This is a genomic window from Actinomycetota bacterium (genome assembly GCA_004297305.1).
GTDB lineage: Bacteria > Actinomycetota > Actinomycetes > S36-B12 > FW305-bin1 > FW305-bin1.
In genome coordinates, this window is the sequence record SCTR01000002.1 from 78879 (window position 1) to 95966 (window position 17088).

The 17088-nt window shown below is 71.3% G+C and carries 17 protein-coding genes; 10 read left to right on the top strand and 7 right to left on the bottom strand.

What is annotated here, in order from left to right:
- Window positions 1-3 precede the first annotated feature (3 nt).
- The 3 genes from EPO13_00790 to EPO13_00800 are packed head-to-tail and all read left to right on the top strand — an operon-like array spanning window position 4 to window position 2554.
- Window positions 4-1200, top strand: coding sequence for an ArsA family ATPase (locus EPO13_00790; GenBank protein ID TAK71067.1), 1197 nt, complete (start codon window positions 4-6; stop codon window positions 1198-1200).
- Window positions 1170-1613: a hypothetical protein gene (locus tag EPO13_00795; protein TAK71068.1), complete on the top strand. Its 444-nt coding sequence runs from the start codon at window positions 1170-1172 to the stop codon at window positions 1611-1613. Before EPO13_00790 ends, EPO13_00795 begins: the two co-directional genes overlap by 31 nt.
- Window positions 1610-2554 (top strand): ROK family glucokinase, encoded by a 945-nt coding sequence (locus tag EPO13_00800; protein ID TAK71069.1) that lies wholly within the window; start codon window positions 1610-1612, stop codon window positions 2552-2554. The genes EPO13_00795 and EPO13_00800 overlap by 4 nt, the downstream gene beginning before the upstream one ends.
- A 184-nt stretch (window positions 2555-2738) precedes the next feature.
- On the opposite strand, the gene EPO13_00805 is transcribed toward EPO13_00800, so the two are convergent.
- The 4 genes from EPO13_00805 to EPO13_00820 form a co-directional block, all read right to left on the bottom strand.
- Window positions 2739-3815, bottom strand: a complete 1077-nt coding sequence (locus EPO13_00805; GenBank protein TAK71070.1) for a hypothetical protein — start codon at window positions 3813-3815, stop codon at window positions 2739-2741.
- Complete coding sequence (locus EPO13_00810; GenBank protein TAK71071.1) at window positions 3812-4291, bottom strand: hypothetical protein; 480 nt, start codon at window positions 4289-4291, stop codon at window positions 3812-3814. The genes EPO13_00805 and EPO13_00810 overlap by 4 nt, the downstream gene beginning before the upstream one ends.
- Before the next feature lie 174 nt (window positions 4292-4465).
- Window positions 4466-5443: a hypothetical protein gene (locus EPO13_00815; GenBank protein ID TAK71072.1), complete on the bottom strand. Its 978-nt coding sequence runs from the start codon at window positions 5441-5443 to the stop codon at window positions 4466-4468.
- Between the two features lie 2 nt (window positions 5444-5445).
- On the bottom strand, window positions 5446-6207 hold the full coding sequence (locus EPO13_00820; GenBank protein ID TAK71073.1) for an alpha/beta fold hydrolase: 762 nt from the start codon (window positions 6205-6207) through the stop codon (window positions 5446-5448).
- A 154-nt stretch (window positions 6208-6361) separates the two neighbouring features.
- On the opposite strand from EPO13_00820, the gene EPO13_00825 reads away from it, so the two are divergent.
- The 7 genes from EPO13_00825 to EPO13_00855 all read left to right on the top strand — a co-directional run bounded on the left by EPO13_00825 (window position 6362) and on the right by EPO13_00855 (window position 13943).
- On the top strand, window positions 6362-7096 hold the full coding sequence (locus EPO13_00825) for a 1-acyl-sn-glycerol-3-phosphate acyltransferase (protein TAK71193.1): 735 nt from the start codon (window positions 6362-6364) through the stop codon (window positions 7094-7096).
- A 129-nt stretch (window positions 7097-7225) separates the two neighbouring features.
- Complete coding sequence (locus EPO13_00830) at window positions 7226-8254, top strand: ATP-dependent 6-phosphofructokinase (protein ID TAK71074.1); 1029 nt, start codon at window positions 7226-7228, stop codon at window positions 8252-8254.
- Window positions 8251-9873, top strand: coding sequence for an MFS transporter (locus tag EPO13_00835; GenBank protein ID TAK71075.1), 1623 nt, complete (start codon window positions 8251-8253; stop codon window positions 9871-9873). The genes EPO13_00830 and EPO13_00835 overlap by 4 nt, the downstream gene beginning before the upstream one ends.
- 115 nt (window positions 9874-9988) lie before the next feature.
- Window positions 9989-10273: a hypothetical protein gene (locus tag EPO13_00840; protein ID TAK71076.1), complete on the top strand. Its 285-nt coding sequence runs from the start codon at window positions 9989-9991 to the stop codon at window positions 10271-10273.
- A 191-nt stretch (window positions 10274-10464) separates the two neighbouring features.
- Window positions 10465-11832: a 3-deoxy-7-phosphoheptulonate synthase class II gene (locus EPO13_00845; protein TAK71077.1), complete on the top strand. Its 1368-nt coding sequence runs from the start codon at window positions 10465-10467 to the stop codon at window positions 11830-11832.
- Window positions 11833-11913: 81 nt separating this feature from the next.
- Window positions 11914-13419 (top strand): DNA-3-methyladenine glycosylase 2 family protein, encoded by a 1506-nt coding sequence (locus EPO13_00850; protein ID TAK71078.1) that lies wholly within the window; start codon window positions 11914-11916, stop codon window positions 13417-13419.
- Window positions 13416-13943, top strand: coding sequence for a methylated-DNA--[protein]-cysteine S-methyltransferase (locus EPO13_00855; protein ID TAK71079.1), 528 nt, complete (start codon window positions 13416-13418; stop codon window positions 13941-13943). The genes EPO13_00850 and EPO13_00855 overlap by 4 nt, the downstream gene beginning before the upstream one ends.
- 85 nt (window positions 13944-14028) lie before the next feature.
- Here EPO13_00855 and EPO13_00860 read toward each other — a convergent pair whose 3' ends face one another.
- The 3 genes from EPO13_00860 to EPO13_00870 form a co-directional block, all read right to left on the bottom strand.
- Window positions 14029-16212, bottom strand: a complete 2184-nt coding sequence (locus tag EPO13_00860; GenBank protein TAK71080.1) for a hypothetical protein — start codon at window positions 16210-16212, stop codon at window positions 14029-14031.
- A 15-nt stretch (window positions 16213-16227) separates the two neighbouring features.
- Window positions 16228-16707, bottom strand: coding sequence for a bacterioferritin (bfr, locus tag EPO13_00865; GenBank protein TAK71081.1), 480 nt, complete (start codon window positions 16705-16707; stop codon window positions 16228-16230).
- A gap of 95 nt (window positions 16708-16802) precedes the next feature.
- Window positions 16803-17015: a (2Fe-2S)-binding protein gene (locus tag EPO13_00870; protein ID TAK71082.1), complete on the bottom strand. Its 213-nt coding sequence runs from the start codon at window positions 17013-17015 to the stop codon at window positions 16803-16805.
- Between the last annotated feature and the right edge of the window lie 73 nt (window positions 17016-17088).

Sequence of the window (17088 nt, forward strand, 5' to 3'; positions counted from 1 at the left end):
CGGGTGCGCGTGCTGTTGTTCACCGGCAAGGGTGGGGTCGGCAAGACGACCCTCGCTGCCGCCACCGCGGCAGCCGCCGCCGCGGCCGGGATCAAGACCCTCGTGCTGTCGACCGACCCGGCGCACTCGCTCGGTGATGTCGTCGGGCGCGCCCTGCCCGCCGGCGAGGTCGTCGAAGTCGACGACGGGCTCTTCGCCTTGCACGTCGACGTGCGCGGTCGCCTCGACATGGCCTGGGGCTCGCTGCGGGACACCGTCCTGCGCCTGCTGGACTCCGTCGCGGTCGACGCGGTCGAGGCCGAGGAGATCACGGTCTTGCCTGGCGCAGAGGAAGTTCTCGCGCTCCTCGAGGTGCGGGATCAGGCCCGTTCCGGCAGGTTCGGCCTTCTCGTCGTGGATTGCGCGCCGACGGCCGAGACGGTTCGCCTGCTGGCCCTGCCGGAAGCGCTCGAGCGGTATCTGCGACGGCTGTGGCCGCTGGAGGGCCGGGTGCTGCGGACGCTGCGTCCGGCACTGGGCCGCGCGATGCTCGGCGCCGATCCCGGCCAGCTCCTGGCCGACCTCGACCGGCTGCAGACGGAACTGGCCGACGTCCGATCGTTGTTGCGGGACGAGGGGACCACCATCCGGCTGGTGCTGACCCCCGAAGCTGTCGTGGTCGCCGAGGCCCGCCGGACGCTGACGACGTTGGCGTTGTTCGGATATCGCGTGGACGCCGCCATCGCCAACCGGCTGGTACCCCCGGGCGCCGATCCGTGGCGGTCGGCGCTGGCCGCAGCCCAGGCTCAACAGTTGGCCCAGGTGGCCGCAGACTTCGCCCCGCTGCCCGTGCTATCGGTACCCTACGAAACTGTCGAACCGGTCGGGATGGACTCGCTGAAGACGTTGGGGCAGAGCCTCTACGGCGACCTCGACCCGATTGCCGAGTTGAGCGTCGTCCCGGTGTCCCGGGTCGAGCAGACCGACGACGGCTACGCGCTGATCCTGCCCGTGCCGCTTGCCGAGCGCGCCACGGTCGAACTCGAACGAATCGGCGACGACCTCGTCGTCGGTGTGGGCGGGCAACGGCGGATCGTCGGGTTGGTCTCGGCGTTGCGGCGCTGCCGGGTGGTCGGTGCCAGCCTCGCCGGTGGCGAGCTCACGGTCCGCTTCGTTCCGGATCCAGCGCTGTGGCCGAACGTGAACCGGCGGCAGGGGTGAACGCCGTACGGCCGGATCCGTGGTGGTTCACCGGAGAAGGTGGACCGCAGGAGGCAGCACAACGCGATGACTCCGGTGATCGGCGCGACCCCGGTGGTGACTCCGGCCGTCAGCACGACTCCGCCGGTGCCGCAAGCGATCACCACGACCTCGGCCACGACCACGGGGCCGACGACTCGGTGTGCGCGATCTGTCCGGTGTGCCAACTGTTACGGGTGGCTCGCCGGTTGCGACCCGAGACGGTGGAACACCTGACCCGAGCAGCGACAGAGTTGGGCGCGGCGCTGCAGTCGTTGGCCTCGTCGTCCCCGGTCCGATCAGACCCCAGCGGCGACAGCGACTCGGTCGCCGAGCCGCCACCCCGTCCCCGCCAGCGGGTCCCGCTGGACGAGCCCGAGGAAGGTTCGGCATGACGCTGACGATCGGCATCGACATCGGTGGGACCAAGATCGCGGCTGGCGTGGTGACCGAGGACGGCACCATCGTGGCCGACACCCGCCGCCCCACACCGGTTCGCGACGCCGACGCCGTGGTGGCGACGATCATCGACCTGGTGGCCGAGTTGCGCCAGGACAGGCAGATCGAGGCGATCGGCGTCGGTGTGGCCGGGCTGGTGGACTCCGATCGCGCGCGGGTGATGTTCGCGCCCAACCTCGGATGGGTGGAGCAGCCGCTGCGCGCGGAGATCGAACACGGTACGAACCTGCCCACCGTGGTCGAGAACGACGCCAACGTCGCTGCCTGGGGCGAGTACCGGCACGGTGCGGGACGGGGCCACGACGACGTGACCGTGATCACCGTCGGTACCGGTATCGGCGGCGGGATCGTGCTGGGCGGCAACCTGATCCGCGGCGCGCACGGTGCAGCCGCGGAGATCGGCCATCTGCAATTGGTGCCGGACGGTCGGCCCTGCGCGTGTGGCCGGCGCGGCTGCTGGGAGCAGTACGCGAGCGGAAACGCCCTGGTGCGTGAGGCTCGGTTGCTTGCCGCGGAACGCCGACCCGACGCCAAGCTGATGCTGAGCCTCGGGGACGGTACGCCGGAGGGTGTCCAAGGGCGCCACGTGACCGACGCGGCTCGCAAGGGCGACCCGGTCGCGCTCGAGGCGTTCCAGCGCGCGGGTACTGCGCTCGGTGAGGGACTGACCGACCTCGTGGCCTTGCTCGACCCGGCGTCGTTCGTGCTCGGCGGCGGGGTGGCGGAGGCCGGCGACCTCCTGCTGGTTCCGGCGCGCACGGTGCTCGCGCGCGACGTGATCGGCGGCGTACACCGGCCGGTGCCGGAACTCCGCATCGCCGAGTTGGGCAACCTCGCCGGGCTCATCGGTGCCGCCGACCTCGCCAGGACTCGCTGAACTCGCCAGGACCCGCTGACCGGCATCCCTGACCCTGGTACCCGCTCACCGCGCCGGCACACGCCCAACTCGGCCCGCAACCGACCCTCGACCCGACTGGCCCAGGTTTCGCCGTACCACCGCAAGGGCGCCCTAGCCGCTCGCATTCGCCGCCCTTGCGGTGGCACGGCGGACGAGCGGGTGGCTACTGGACGAGGCGGACGGCGGAAGCCGGTGTGCCGCAGACGATGGCGTCTTCGTGGGCGGCGCAGTATGCCGTCACGTCGGCGATTGCCAGGTAGCCGTCGGAATCGCCGGGCAACGTCGCTGCGGTCAGGCGTAAGGCAGGGCTGAAATCGGTGTCCATCGGGCCGGTCGGGAATGGGCCGCCGCAATGACCCGGAACCTCATTGCTGTTGCGCCCGGTAGTGGGACTGTCCTCCAGCTGCCAGCCGCAGAGCCGCACTGCCTGCAGTCCGGTGACGTTCAAGGGATTCGCGGGGGCGCCGTAGATGGGGAGCACGACAATGCGCTGTGTCCGTACGAGCTCGTCGAGCGCGTCGCCGACGCTGTCAGGACCCGTGCCGGCGGCCGGCAGACCACGAGATTGCAGCCGGAGTGTCTGTCCGTCGAGTTCCATGATTGCGCTGAAACCGTTCGCGAGCCAGGAAGCGACCTCGGAATCGGTGATGGCGCCGGCGTCGACTGGTCCGACGACCAGGCCAGGGCATCCGGGTGCCTTGAGATCGAATCCCTCGGGCCCACCTCCGGGCACTCGCCGGCACAACGAGAAGGGCAGCATGCCTTCCACCACTTGTGGTGTCCCGACTGCAGCGGTCGCCTGTCGGCCAACCGTGTAGTCATCAACGCCGAAGATCCCCCCGAATACGGCCGCCGTCGTACCGGTTCCGACGACCTGGACGGTCATCGTCTCCCCGACGCACGCCGTCGTCACTGTTCGGTCCCAGGGACCAGTGCCGCCGTTGTCCGCATGGGTATCGAAGAAGCCTTCTGCTGCGGCGACGCCGGCGGCCTGAATGGCTGGTGGTGTGGTCGAGCAGGGTTGAGACGGGTCGCTGAGAGCGGCGATCCTGCTAGCCCCGGCCAGGGCGGCGGCGTCGACAGCGCTCTGCAGCGTCGATCGGGCGGTGTAGGCGAGACCGAAGTCGACGCTGAAAGCCACCAGCGGAACGAGGACGAACGTGACGAGGACGGCGACAAGGATCGCGACGGCACCGTCGTCGCGCTGCACGGCCGGCCAGCGGCCGAGCCGGGTCGTCATGGCTTGTACTCGCACCGATAGGTCGCTGCGCTGGTGAGGGTGAAGCTGTTGTTCAGCACCAACGGGATCGACAGCGTGACGTCGTACGACACGGTCACGGTGAGGTCGCTGAATGCACCCGGCGAAGGTGCGTCGCAGGGCGGGTTGGTGCTGCAGCCAGCGGTGGCCGCTGGTGCGGCGATGGCGAGTTGCCCGGTCAATGCGTCCCGGGCGACCGCTTCTATCTGTGCGCAGGTGGGCGCCGGGCCGCCGATGGGACGGACGACCCCGAAGCGGGCGGCGGCCTGCGCGGCGTTGGACAGTGCAAGCTTCTGCGACAGCAGGATCCCGAGTCCGACGACGCCGAAGACCAAGATGACGAGGACAGGAAGGACGAGCGCGAACTCGACTGCCGCTGCGCCGCGGTCGAGCTGGGCGCGGGAGACGCGGCGGTGGACGCGGCGCAGCGCGGCGCGGCATCGCCGCCCACAACTCATCTGGCACCTTCCCCGCTCGCCGCCTGCCCCGGTGGATGGTCGCACGGCGTGGCGGTGACCGTCAGCCCACCCTTCGGCCCGGCAGCGCAGCGACCCGCCCCGGCGTTCTGCCGCTACCGGCCGTTCGGCACGACCGGGCGCCTCGGCGCGCGGCGACGGACGGGCGCCGACCGTTCAGACGACGGCGCCGTCCTCGGGGCCGTCGTCGCCTCGGTCGTCCCGCATCCGTGCGACCAGGGTCACGAAACCGGCGACGAAGCCAAGGACCGCCAGCGCCGACAGGTACCGGTCCAGCCGCCAGCCCAGCAGGTACGTCACCAGAAGCAGCAGCGGACCGCCGAGTACCCCGACCCAGGCCAACCGGGTCAGGGTGTCCCCGCGGGGCAGCGGCGGCGGCGTGGGCGGGACGAAGTGGTCGCCGGGATCGTCGTCCGGGCTGCCCGCCTGCGGTCCGGCCTCGGTCCGGCCGGCGTCGGCCGCGGGCTGGGACGCGAAGCCGGGCTGATCGCTGGGCAGATCCGAGGAGCCGTCGGGGCGGGCCCGCCGGATCAGTCGCCCGCTCAGTCCGCTGGCCGGCGGTCCGTCGCCGGGGCGTGCCCGCCCGGTGTCGGCGGCACCGTCCGGTCGGCTGGCACCGTCGGTCGGTGCGCCCCCTCGCGTCTCGGCGGCGCCTGCCGGTCCACCCGCCGACCCGGGGCTGTCGAGGACCGACGGCCCGGCTCCGGCGGCAGGATCCTCGCCGTCAGTCGGTACGGCGGTGTCCGGCGGCAGCCGTGGCGTCCGGGGAGCGGCGGTGTCGGCGTACCCGGCGACGATCGCCGCCCAGGCCGCGTCGACCTCCGCTGCTTCCATCGCTGCGCGGTCGGTGCGCGCCGCGGCGTCGGCGAGGAAGTCCGCGCGCATTCCCGGCAGCGTCGCCTCGATGACCTGCCGGGCTCGGTCGGCAGCGGCCCGATCGACGTACAGCCGTGACGTCGGCCGGCTCGGCGGGCGCAGGTCCCGGTACGGCCCGGTGACGCCGGGCACCGGCTCGACGTACGCCGCGACCCCGGCGTCCCGCAATGCCGCGAGGACCTGGTCGGACAGCGGCGGGTCCACGTCGGCCAGCGCCACCCACGACGAGGCCGGGCCGAGTCCGTTGTCGCGGGCCACTGTCAACCGTCCCGTACGCCTGCGGTGACCCGGTCGATGAAATCGCTACTGCCCGAGAAGATCTCGGCAGCGTCGTTGTCGAGGGTGGCGACGTGGAACGAGTCGTGCAGCACGCGCTCGGCCGTGTCCGTACTGCTCACGTGGTCGAGTATGTACGCGGTATTGGACGCCTCGACGACGTGATCGACCTCGCTGCGAAAGACGAGGACCGGGGCGACGACCGTCCCGAGGTCGGCGCGCACCACCGACCACAACTGGGACAGCGAGTACGCCGCGCGCAGCGGCGTACGGTCGTAGGCGATCTCGTCGACGCCGGCGCGCTTGATGTCGTTGGCGACGCCGGGCACGGACGGCAGGAGGAACCGGGCGGCCGGCAGGGCGAAACGGTCCTTGCGTTCGGTGAACACCGACGGGTTGACCAGGACCAGCCCGGCGACCTCGCGCGGATGTCGTTGCGCCAGCCGCAATGCGAGCGTGCCACCCATGGACAGGCCGCCGACGGCGACCGCCCGAGTGACCTCGCGCAGCGCGAGGTAGGCCCGTTCGACCTCGGCGTACCAGTCCTGCCACCGGGTCGCGTTCATGTCCTGCCACCGTGTCCCATGGCCCGGCAGCCGGGGCGCGCTCACGGTGAAGCCCTGCTCGACCAGGTACGTCGCCCACGGCAGCATCGAGGCCGGCGAGCCGGTGAAGCCGTGCACGAGCAGGACGCCGACCGGGCCGTCGCCACCGCGGAAGGGTTCCGCACCAGGAAGCAGGGGCATGCTGGTCCTCCCGCTCCGGTGGTCAGCCGCGACAGTCGACGAGCCGATCGTGGCACACCGGTCGGACGGCGCTGCGGCGTTGTCGCCCGGGTACGGCCCGACCGCCTATCCTGAGCCGGATCGGCGGGGTGCGCCGTCGGAGGAGGTCTGGCGGGTGCTGTACTGGCTGCTCAAGCGGGTCCTCGTCGGGCCGTGGCTTCGGGTGCTGTATCGCCCCTGGGTCGAGGGCCTGGAGAACCTCCCTGCCGAGGGGCCGGCCATCATCGCCAGCAACCACCTGTCGTTCTCCGACCACTTCTTCCTGCCCCTGGTGTCCCGCCGCCGGATCACCTTCCTGGCCAAGTCCGACTACTTCACTTCGCCGGGGATCAAGGGCTGGTTCACCAAACTGTTCTTCTCCGGCGTCGGGCAGGTCCCGTTGGACCGCTCGGGCGGCCGCGCCTCCGAGGCGGCACTGGCGACGGCCCTGCGGATCCTCGGCGAAGGTGAGCTGCTCGGGATCTATCCGGAGGGCACCCGCTCCCCGGACGGCCGGCTGTACCGCGGCAAGACCGGCGTGGCGTACCTCGCGCTGGAGTCCGGCGTGCCCGTCATCCCGGTGGCCATGATCGGGACGTACGAGGTCCAGCCGCCAGGCCAACGCCTGCCGCACGTGCGCCGGGTGGGCATCCGGATCGGCGCGCCGATGGACTTCTCCCGGTACGAGGGAATGCAGTCCGACCGTTTCGTGGTCCGCTCGGTCACCGACGAGATCGTGTACGCGCTGATGCACCTGTCCGGCCAGGAGTACGTCGACATCTACGCGCAGACGGCCAAGAACCGTGCGCGCCCGTCGGCCGAGCCCGCGCGCGGTGTCGACCCGGCTGACACGCCGCGACTGGCCGGCTGAGCGTCACCGCGGAAGGCCGGCCCGCTGAACCTCGTCGGGCTGAATGTCAATGAGTTGCGAGCCGCCGGTTGAGCGTGGCAACGCCGCGGACGACGTGTCGGGGCCGGCGGCCTGGCTACTGTGGCGCGCATGCGTGTCGGAGTCCTGACCGGCGGCGGCGACTGCCCCGGTCTGAACGCAGTCATCCGTAGCGTGGTACGGCGCGGCATCGCCGTGCACGGCATGCAGATCGTCGGCTTCGCCGACGGCTGGCGGGGCCCGTTGGAGGGCCTCACGGTGCCGCTGGACGAACGACGGGTGCAGGGCATCGAATCGGTTGGCGGCACGATCCTGGGTTCGTCGCGGACCAACCCTGCTGCCCTACCCGACGGCATCGAGCGGGTCCGGGCAAACCTCGCCGCCGCGGGGATCGACGCGCTGGTCGCCATCGGCGGCGAAGACACTCTCGGGGTGGCCGCAGAACTCGCCCGAGTGGGCGTCGACGTCGTCGGCGTCCCCAAGACCATCGACAACGATCTGTCCGGCACCGACTACACCTTCGGTTTCGATACCGCCGTGAACATCGCCGTCGAGGCGTTCGACCGGCTGCGGACCACGGCCGAGTCGCACCACCGCACCCTGGTGGTCGAGGTCATGGGTCGTCACGCCGGCTGGATCGCGTTGCACGCCGGCCTCGCCGGTGGCGCGACGGTGACGCTGATCCCGGAGGCCCCCTTCGACCTCGACGAGGTCGCCGCGTGGGTATCGGCCTGTGCCGCAACGGGTCGGGCGCCACTGGTCTGCGTCGCGGAGGGAGCGGTGCCGCAGGAGACGGGACTGGTGACCCGCGACGACAGCATCGACGCGTTCGGGCACGTCAAGCTGTCCGGAATCGCCGACCGGCTCGCCGGGCAGCTCGAACGGCGTACCGGGATCGAGTCGCGCAGCGTGGTGCTCGGCCACCTGCAGCGCGGTGGGCCACCGACCGCCTTCGACCGGGTGCTGGCGACCCGACTCGGCCTGTGCGCCATCGATTCGGTGGCCGCCGCCGAGTTCGGTGTGATGGCAGCGCTGCACGGCACGGAGGTCGGCACGGTGCCGCTCACAGCCGCGGTGGGCACGCTCAAGACCGTGCCCATGGACCGCTACGAGGAGGCGCGGGTGTTCTTCGGGACATGAGCGCTCCGGCCCCGACCGTCCCCGATATCGCCCGCAGGCCGGCCCACGCCGGTCTGGTCCTGGCCACGTTGATCCTCGGCGCGGTCGTGGCCAACATCAACCTCGGAATCGCGAACGTCGCGTTGCCCACCATCGGCCGGGAACTGCAGGCGAGTCAGACCCAGCTCACGGCGGTCGCCAATGCGTTCTCGCTCGGTCTGGCCTGCTCGGTGCTGTACTTCGGCGCCATCGGAGACCGCTACGGCCGCAAACTGTTGTTCCTCATCGGTGCGGCGGCGTCGATACCGACCGCCATGCTGGCGGCGTGGGCCAGCGATCCGCAGCTGCTGGCCGCCTATCGCTTCCTCGGCGGGTTGTCGGCCGGCCTGTTGTTCCCGACCACGCTGTCGTTGATCACCGCCTTGTGGTCGGGACCGGCGCGCACCAAAGCCATCGCGCTGTGGTCGGGGATCGGCGGCGGCATGGCGCCGCTGGGCCCCATCGTGGGCGGCTGGCTGCTCGAGCACTTCTGGTGGGGCTCGGTCTTCCTGCTGACAGCGCCGTTCGCCGCCCTCGCCCTGGTGCTCGGGATCTTCCTGGTCCCTGGCCGGACCCGGACCGATCCGGCTCGGGTCGACCACCTCGGTGGTGTGCTGTCGGTGATCGGCGTAGCGGCCCTGGTCTTGGTCATCGAACGGGTCAGCGGCGGGCTCACTCCGTTGTGGCTCACCGCTTTCGGCGTGGCGCTGGTCATCCTGGCGGCCTTCTTCTGGCGGCAGACGCGGGCGCCGCATCCGCTGGTCGACCTGACGCTGGCGAAGGCCACCACGTTCTGGGTCGCGGTCGTCGCCGGCATGATCACCTTCGGTTCGCTCATCGGCGCGATGTTCATCGGGCAGCAGTTCACCCAGAACGTCCTGGCGATGGAGCCGCTGAACGCCTCGCTGTGTGCGCTCCCGGCCGCGGCGGCCATGGTGCTGGGTGCGCCGGTGGCCGGTCAGTTGCTGCTGCGCCGGGGCGGACGAGCCACTTTCGCGCTCGGCCTGCTCAACGTCGCGCTGGGTTTCCTGGTGATGCTGGTGACCTGGCGGCCGGGCGCGTCGGTGACCTGGGTCTGCGTGGGCTACCTGTTCGTCGGTCTCGGTGTCGGCTTCTCCGCGACTCCGGCGTCACGGTCGCTGATGAGTTCGTTGCCGGTACGCCGGGCCGGCATGGGCTCGGCGTTCCTCGACCTCACTCGCGACCTGGGCGGATCGATCGTGCAAGCCGCCATGGGCGCGCTGCTCGCCGTCGCGTACACCGGCTACTTCACCCAGGCGTTCGCGGCCTTGCCACCGCAGCAGGCTCAGCAGCTCGGATCGCAGGCAGCCCAGACGATCGGTTCGTCGTACGCCGGTGCCGCGGAGGTCGCGACCGGGTTCCCGCAGGCGCAGGCCGCGCAGATCGTCGCTGCCGCCAACACCGCGTTCACCGAAGGCAAGAGCGCGGCGATCGGGCTCGCGCTGCTGCTGACGCTCGTCGCGCTCGGGCTGGTGCTGTGGCGCTATCCGCGCCAGCAGCAGGAGGAGGCGTTCTTCGCCTCGGTGGCCGCTGCCGACGCGGCCGCGCCGCCGGCGTCTCGCCCAGCTTCGGCCCGCTGACCGACGCGGCCATCGACCTGCCCGGCCACTGGTCCCGCACGGTGTTCCGTCGGCGCGCTGATCTTGTCGGCCGGCTGCCCGGTTCGGACTGCGGGCATCCCCTAGGGTGCGGCTCATGTGCTGCCTTGCCCTCATCGCCGGGCTCATCGGTCCCCGGGTCGCGTTCCTGCTGACGTGGATCTTCGCCAACGACCGGGTGAACGCAGCATTCAACGGTGGCTGGGTGGTGCCGCTGCTGGGACTGCTGTTCCTGCCGTGGACGACCCTGGTCTACACGTTCGCCTGGAGCGTGGTGGGCGGCGTCACCGGCATCGGCTGGGTCTTCGTCGGCCTCGCCTTCCTCGCCGACTTCCTGTCGTGGACCGGCGGGCTGCGGGGCCGTCGTACGGCGCGGCGCTGACCGATCGCGGTGCCGGCGGCGGCCACCTATGGCCGTGTCGCGATGCTGACGACGGCCTCCGGTCGGTCAGAGGCGGTTGCGGCCCTTCACGAAGAAGGCGACGACGGCGATCACGACGATGAAGGCCAAGACGATGGCACCGGGGAACCACATGGCGCCGGACTCTAGCGGTCGCCGCTGCCCACGGCCGGATGGCGCATCCGAGGAGGTCGGGCGCGTACCCTCGTGGCGTGTCCGACGTCGTGAACTGGCCTGAGCTGCCGGCCGCCCAGCAGCCGGCTTGGCCCGACCAGGACGCGCTGCGCGCCGCGCTCGGACAACTTCGATCGCTGCCCCCGCTGGTGTTCGCCGGCGAATGCGACCAACTCACCGACCGACTCGGGCAGGCCGCGCGAGGTGAGGCCTTCGTGCTCATGGGCGGGGACTGCGCGGAGACGTTCGCGGCCAACACCGCCGATTCGATCCGCGCCCGCTTGAAGACCGTGCTGCAGATGGCCGTGGTACTCACCTACGGCGCTTCGCTGCCGGTGGTCAAGGTCGGCAGGATGGCCGGCCAGTACTTCAAGCCGCGCAGCAGTCCGACGGAGTCCCGTGACGGGGTCGTCCTGCCGTCGTACCTCGGTGACGCGGTCAACGCACTGCCGTTCACCGCAACGGCCCGGACCCCCGATCCGGGCCGGCTGGTCGCGACGTACCACGCGTCGTCGGCCGCGCTGAATCTGGTGCGGGCCTTCACCCAGGGCGGATACGCCGATCTGCGCCAGGTCCACGCCTGGAACCAGGACTTCGTCCGCGAGACCGTGGCCGGCCTGCGCTACGAGCGGATGGCGGGGGAGATCGACCGGGCGCTGTCGTTCATGCAGGCCTGCGGCGCGGACCCCGAGGAATTCAAGCGGGTCGAGTTCTACGCCGGCCACGAGGCGTTGTCGATGGACTACGAGCGGGCCCTGACCCGCATCGACTCCCGGACTGCCACGCCGTACGACGTGTCCGGCCACTTCTTGTGGGTGGGGGAGCGGACCCGGCAACTGACCGGTGCGCACGTCGACTTCGCCGCCACGATCCGCAATCCGGTGGGGGTCAAGGTCGGCCCCACCGCCGATCCGGACGATCTGATCGGCTTGGTGGAACGGCTCAACCCCGACCGGGTCCCCGGTCGGCTGACGCTGATCACCCGGATGGGCGCCGGGGTGGTCCGTGACGTCCTGCCGGGCATCGTGTCGAAGATCGAGGCGACCGGGAATCCGGTCGTATGGGTCTGCGATCCCATGCACGGCAACACGTACGAGGCGCCCAGCGGGCACAAGACCCGCTCCTTCGACGACGTCGCCGACGAGGTGCGAGGGTTCTTCGACGTCCACCGGTCGCTGGGCACGATTCCCGGTGGTGTCCACGTCGAGTTGACCGGAGACGACGTCACCGAGTGCATCGGCGGTACCGAAGGCGTCGCCGCGGAGGATCTCGGCGACCGCTACGAGACCGCCTGCGATCCGCGACTGAACCGGGTGCAGGCCCTGGAACTGGCGTTCGGTATCGCCGAGATGCTGGTACGCCGCTGACGCGATCGGCCGGCAACCAAGGCGAGGTGCCTGTCCGAAATCCGCTAGTCCGGTGGCCTGCGATCGGGTGAGGATGGCGCGGTGACGCAACCGGCGACCCTCACCGACGACCACCCGGCGTACCGGGCGCTGGTCGCGCGGGACCCGCGGTTCGACGGCCGGCTGTGGTTCGGCGTCACCTCCACCGGGGTGTACTGCCGGCCGGTGTGCCCGGCCAGAACCCCGCTGTCGCGCAACGTCCGGCCGTTTCGTTCGCCGGCAGCCGCGGTGGCCGCGGGATTCCGTGCCTGCCGGCGTTGCCGGCCGGACACCGCCCCCGGTTCGCGGCAGTACGACGCTCGCGGTGACCTCGCGGCCCGGGCGTTGCGGGCCATCGCCGCCGGGGATGCCGACGACGGCGGCGTGGCAGGGCTGGCGTCGCGACTGCACGTCTCACCGCGACACCTGCACCGCATCCTGGTGTCCGAGGTCGGTGTCGGGCCGTTGCAGCTGGCGTCGAGCCGGCGGGCGCGCACCGCGGCCCTGTTGGTCGAGCAGAGCGCCTTGCCCTTGTCCGACATCGCCTTTGCGGCGGGCTTCGCCAGCATCCGGCAGTTCAACGACGTGATGCAGCGTGAGTTCGGCCTGCCGCCGTCGGCACTGCGGCACCGCTCGCGGCGGCGCGACGAACGGCGTCCGGTCGAGCGTGGATCGCCGTTGACCCTGCGGTTGCGCTGGCGACCGCCGTACGACGTGGCCGCGATGCTGGCCCACGTGGCCGCGCGGGCGGTGGCCGGTGTCGAGCTCGTGGACGTCGCGGCCGGCACGGTCAGCCGGCTGCTCCCGTTGCCCCACGGGCCAGCCGGCGTCACCGTGCGGTTCGACGAGCCGGCCGAGTCGCTGGTCGTGTCCGCGACCGACGTCGATATCGCCGACGTCGGTGCGCTGGTGCCGCTCGTGCGGCGCTGGTTCGACCTGGACGCCGCACCGCTCGCGGTCGCCGACGCGTTGCGACGCGATGCCGTGCTCGCCCCGCTCGTGCAACGGCGGCCAGGTTTGCGTGTCCCGGTGACCCCGACACCGTGGGAGGCACTGGTGCGTGCCATTGTGGGGCAACGGATCAGCGTCGCGGCGGCCAGGGCGGCCCTCGGCCGGATCGCCTCGGCGTGCGGTGCGGCGGCCGTTGCCGGACCGCCGGGACCGCTGGTGTGCCAGGAGTTTCCGACGGCGGCGACGGTGCTGGCCCTGGGCACGACGGGGCTCACCGCGGCCGGGATCACCGCGGGGCAGGCTCGTGCGCTGGTCGTGGCCGCCGAGCGAACGGTCCGCGGCGACCTGGACCTGACGGCGTCGGCGTCGCCGGCGCAGCTCCGCCAGCAGCTGCTCGAGATCGGCGGCGTAGGCCCGTGGACCGCGCAGTACGTCGCGCTGCGTGGTCTGGCGGACCCCGACAGCTTCCCGGTCGGCGACGCCGGGTTGCAGCGCGCGGCTCGGTCCCTCGGGCTCGGCCCGCACGATCTGGTGGCCCGCTCGACAGCCTGGGCGCCCTGGCGTTCCTATGCCGCCCAACAACTCTGGACGTTCGACCCGCAGGAGGAACCAGCATGACCAGCGAGCCGCTGCTCACCGACGTCCTGGACACGCCCGCTGGTCCGCTGGCGATCGTCGTGGATCCGGCCGAGGACGGTGCCGTCGTCCTGTCCGGGTACGCCGACCTCGTCGTCCTGCTCGGTTTCGCCGCCGGCGCGTTCGCCGGGCGCCCGATCGAGCGGTCGCGTCACATCGGGCCCGCCGGGATCGCGGTCGCGGACTACGCGGCCGGCGACGTCGGCGCGCTGGACCGGGTCCGGGTGCTGCAGCCGGGCGGGCCGTTCCGGGCCAAGGCGTGGGAGGCGATGCGGGCGATCCCGGCCGGCCGCACCATCAGTTACGCCGAACTCGCGGCATCGGCCGGTAGCCCGACGGCCGTACGGGCTGCCGGCAGTGCGTGCGCCCGCAACCGGGTCGCGCCGTTCGTCCCCTGCCACCGGGTGGTCCGCTCCGACGGCAGCCTGGGAGGTTATGCCTACGGGTTCACCGTGAAGCAGGCGTTGCTGCGCCACGAGGCGACGTGGGCCCGGCAGTCGGGCTGACTCGCCGCGCGCGGCTCTCCGATGACGCTCGATGCGGTCATCGCCGACTGCACTGACCAGCGGGGGCCGGGTGACGGGCGCGGACCTACGGCGCTGCCGCCGTCTGCTCCAGCGATTGGCCACCGGCCGGCAGCGCGGTGGCGCCCGGGGTCTGGGCCACCACGCCGGTGACCGGATCGTTGGCGGCCAGCGTGACCAGCCGGTCCAGTCCCTCGCTGCCCGGGACGTTCCACTGGCTGAGGGTCTTCTGCACGGCAGCCTTCGCCTTGTCCAGCTGCTCGGCGACGATCTGCCGCTGGGCCCAGCGCAACTCGCGGTCCCGCAGTGCCTTCTCCATCGACGCGGCCTGCTGCGGCGTGGGCTGGAAGCCGAACACCGCCCCGGTGAACACCGGCAGGTCGGCCCGGTAGTCGTGTCCGCTATTGCCGAACACCCCGGGCACGACGTGCATGGCGTTGAGGACATCGGCCAGGGTGACGAAGAAGGACATGAACGGCAGCCACTTCATCTCCGGCGGAACGCCTTGTGGCCGCGTCCGGGCCGGCCCGAGCCACGACGGCTGCTGGATGGCGATCTCCGGGCCGAACTTGCCGATCGGGTCCTCGTGGTGGGTGAGCAGCACGAAACGGGCGCGAGCGCGGACCTCGGCCGGCAGCGCGCTGAACTCGTCGTACGAGGCGACCTCGACGACCTCTCCCGCCGGGTCGCACAGGGCCGGGTCGGCACGCCAGCCCTTGGCCCACTTGCTGCCGTCCGGCGTCCCGATGAACAGCGCCCGGTCGACTCCGGCGCGGTGCAGGCCGTCGGTGCCCTGGTGCAGGAAGGCGTCCTGGGCGGTGTGTGCGCCCAGACTCTCGCCGAACAGCAGCAGCCGTGGCCGGTCAGCAGCCGGCATGGTCTGCAACTTCCGTTGCAGTTCATGGAAGAACGCGATGTTGTTCTCACGGCCGACCCGAACCCGGTCCAAGGACAGGAACGACGGGCGCAACGAGTACTGGATCCCGGCGGTCGCGCAGTCGCCGAGGGTGAGGTACTCCAGCGCCTCGGTGAGCACGTAGTTGATGTAGCCGGTCCCCGTCGGCGAGGCGAAACACAACACCTGCCGCTCGAAACCGCCGAGCCTGTCGAGTTCCTCGACCAGCAGCCGGGCCCGATCCTGCGGGGTCGGCGCGGACTCCAGGCCGACGAACGCCCGGACCGGCTGCCGCGCGCTGTCGGCGCCCATGACCGACGCGATCGCCTGCGGCGACAACACCATGTTGACGAAGCGCCGACCTTCGCGGCTGAGCGTCGTCCAGTCCACGGCGCTGCCCGGACCGCCGGACACCGTGGCGGCCTCCGGCGGCGCGCTGTAGGCGCCTTCCACGACATCCCCGGCCTGCTCGGTCGACCGGTAGACGCGTTCGATGCCGAATCCGATGCCGCCCACCAGGATTCCCAGCCCCAGGCAGTGGCCGACGGCCAGCCGGATGTCCGAGTGGTGCGGCAGTACGGGCCGCAGTCCGCGGGCGACCAGCCGGGCGAACAGTTCCTCGCTGCGGCCCAGCGCCACGAGGCCCACGCTGGCGGCCACGCCGGCGGCACCCGACATGAGCGCGGAGGTCCGGGTGTCCTCGGTCGACAGGTCGTCGGCGGCCATCCCGCTGCCTTCCGGTGCCGGAGTGGCGGTCGCCGCGCGTTCGGCATCGAATCTGGCGCCCCTCCGTCGTTGCGAGTAGACCGTCCAGCCGGCGATGGCCGATCCCAGCAGGACGGTGATCGCCGCGGAGTTGACGACCTTCCGGGAGACATGCAACCGGTCGGCCACCTCGTCGGTGGCGTCGAGTACGGCGGCGGTCACCGCTCCGGCCAGCGCCGCGCGCCTGATACGGGTGCCGAATGTCCGGATGGCTGCCCGCCGCAACGGCTCGCCCGGCTTCTGGGCGAAGGCGAGTTCCAGGCTGGCTCCGGCGGCGACCGCGGCGACGTTGGTGCCGTGGACGATGAGACGCTCGAGCCGCGGTGGCGGGTCCTCGCCGGCCGGCCATACCGCCGGCAGGACGCCGGATACCGCGAGGCGGGCCGCCGACCAGTACGCGGACTGCATCGCGGTGACGGTGCCGTAGTTCAGGGCACCGGTCATCCCCGTCGCCAGTGCCTGGCCCAAGACGGTGCGCGGCATCAGGCTGCGGGTGAACGTATGACCCGACAGCGCGATCGAGGCGTAGAGACCGGTGCGTTCAGCGAGCGTGTCGCCGAGTTCGGAGAACATCCATCGCTGGCCGCCCATCGCCGGGATGGCCGCTCAGCTGGCGGGCTGTTCGACGAGCTGAGCCAGGTAGAGCCCGAGCCCCAGGCGCTCGATCAGCTCGAGTTGGGTCTCCAGGTAGTCGATGTGGCCTTCCTCGGAGGCGAGGATCTCCTCGAAGATGCGTGCGCTGGTCACGTCGCCGACCGAACGCATGTACTCGATGCCGGTGCGGAGTCGTTCCACCGCATCGACTTCGACCGCCAGGTCGGCTCGCAACTGCTCGGGCACGGTCTGGCCGATCCGTAGCGGATACAGCCGCTGGTAGTTCGGCAGGCCGTCCAGGTACAGGATGCGATCGGTGATCGTCTCCGCGTGCTTCATCTCGTCGATGGACTCGTGCCGGGTGTGCTTGGCGAGCTTCACCAAACCCCAGTTCTCCTGCATCTTCGCGTGCAGGAAGTACTGATTGATGGCGGTCAACTCGCCGGACAGCTGGTCGTTGAGAAGCTCGAGGACGCGCGGATCACCCTGCATGGACGGGACTCTAGCGCGCCGGCCCAGCCCGAACGAGTGGACGCGAGGAGCCGCTGTCCGGCCTCGCGCGGCTGGCTTTTCGATCGAATGTCCGCTCAGGCAGCCGAGGTCCGGTGCGGCCCGACGAGTCGCCCGCCGTCGTGCAGCTCGGTCAGCGCCGCCACCAACTCGCACACCCGTTCGGTACAGGCGCCGCACCCACTGGTCGCGTACGTCCGCTCCGCTACGGCCTCGACGGTTCGATGGCCCTCGCAGACGGCGGTATGCACGTCCTTGTCGGTGACGGCGTTGCAGAGGCACACGTACATGCGCGACCTCCCGCTGCCCTCGACGCGCCCGCTCCCGGCAGGCTCGTCTCCAAGGTAAGGCAATCCTTGGTCG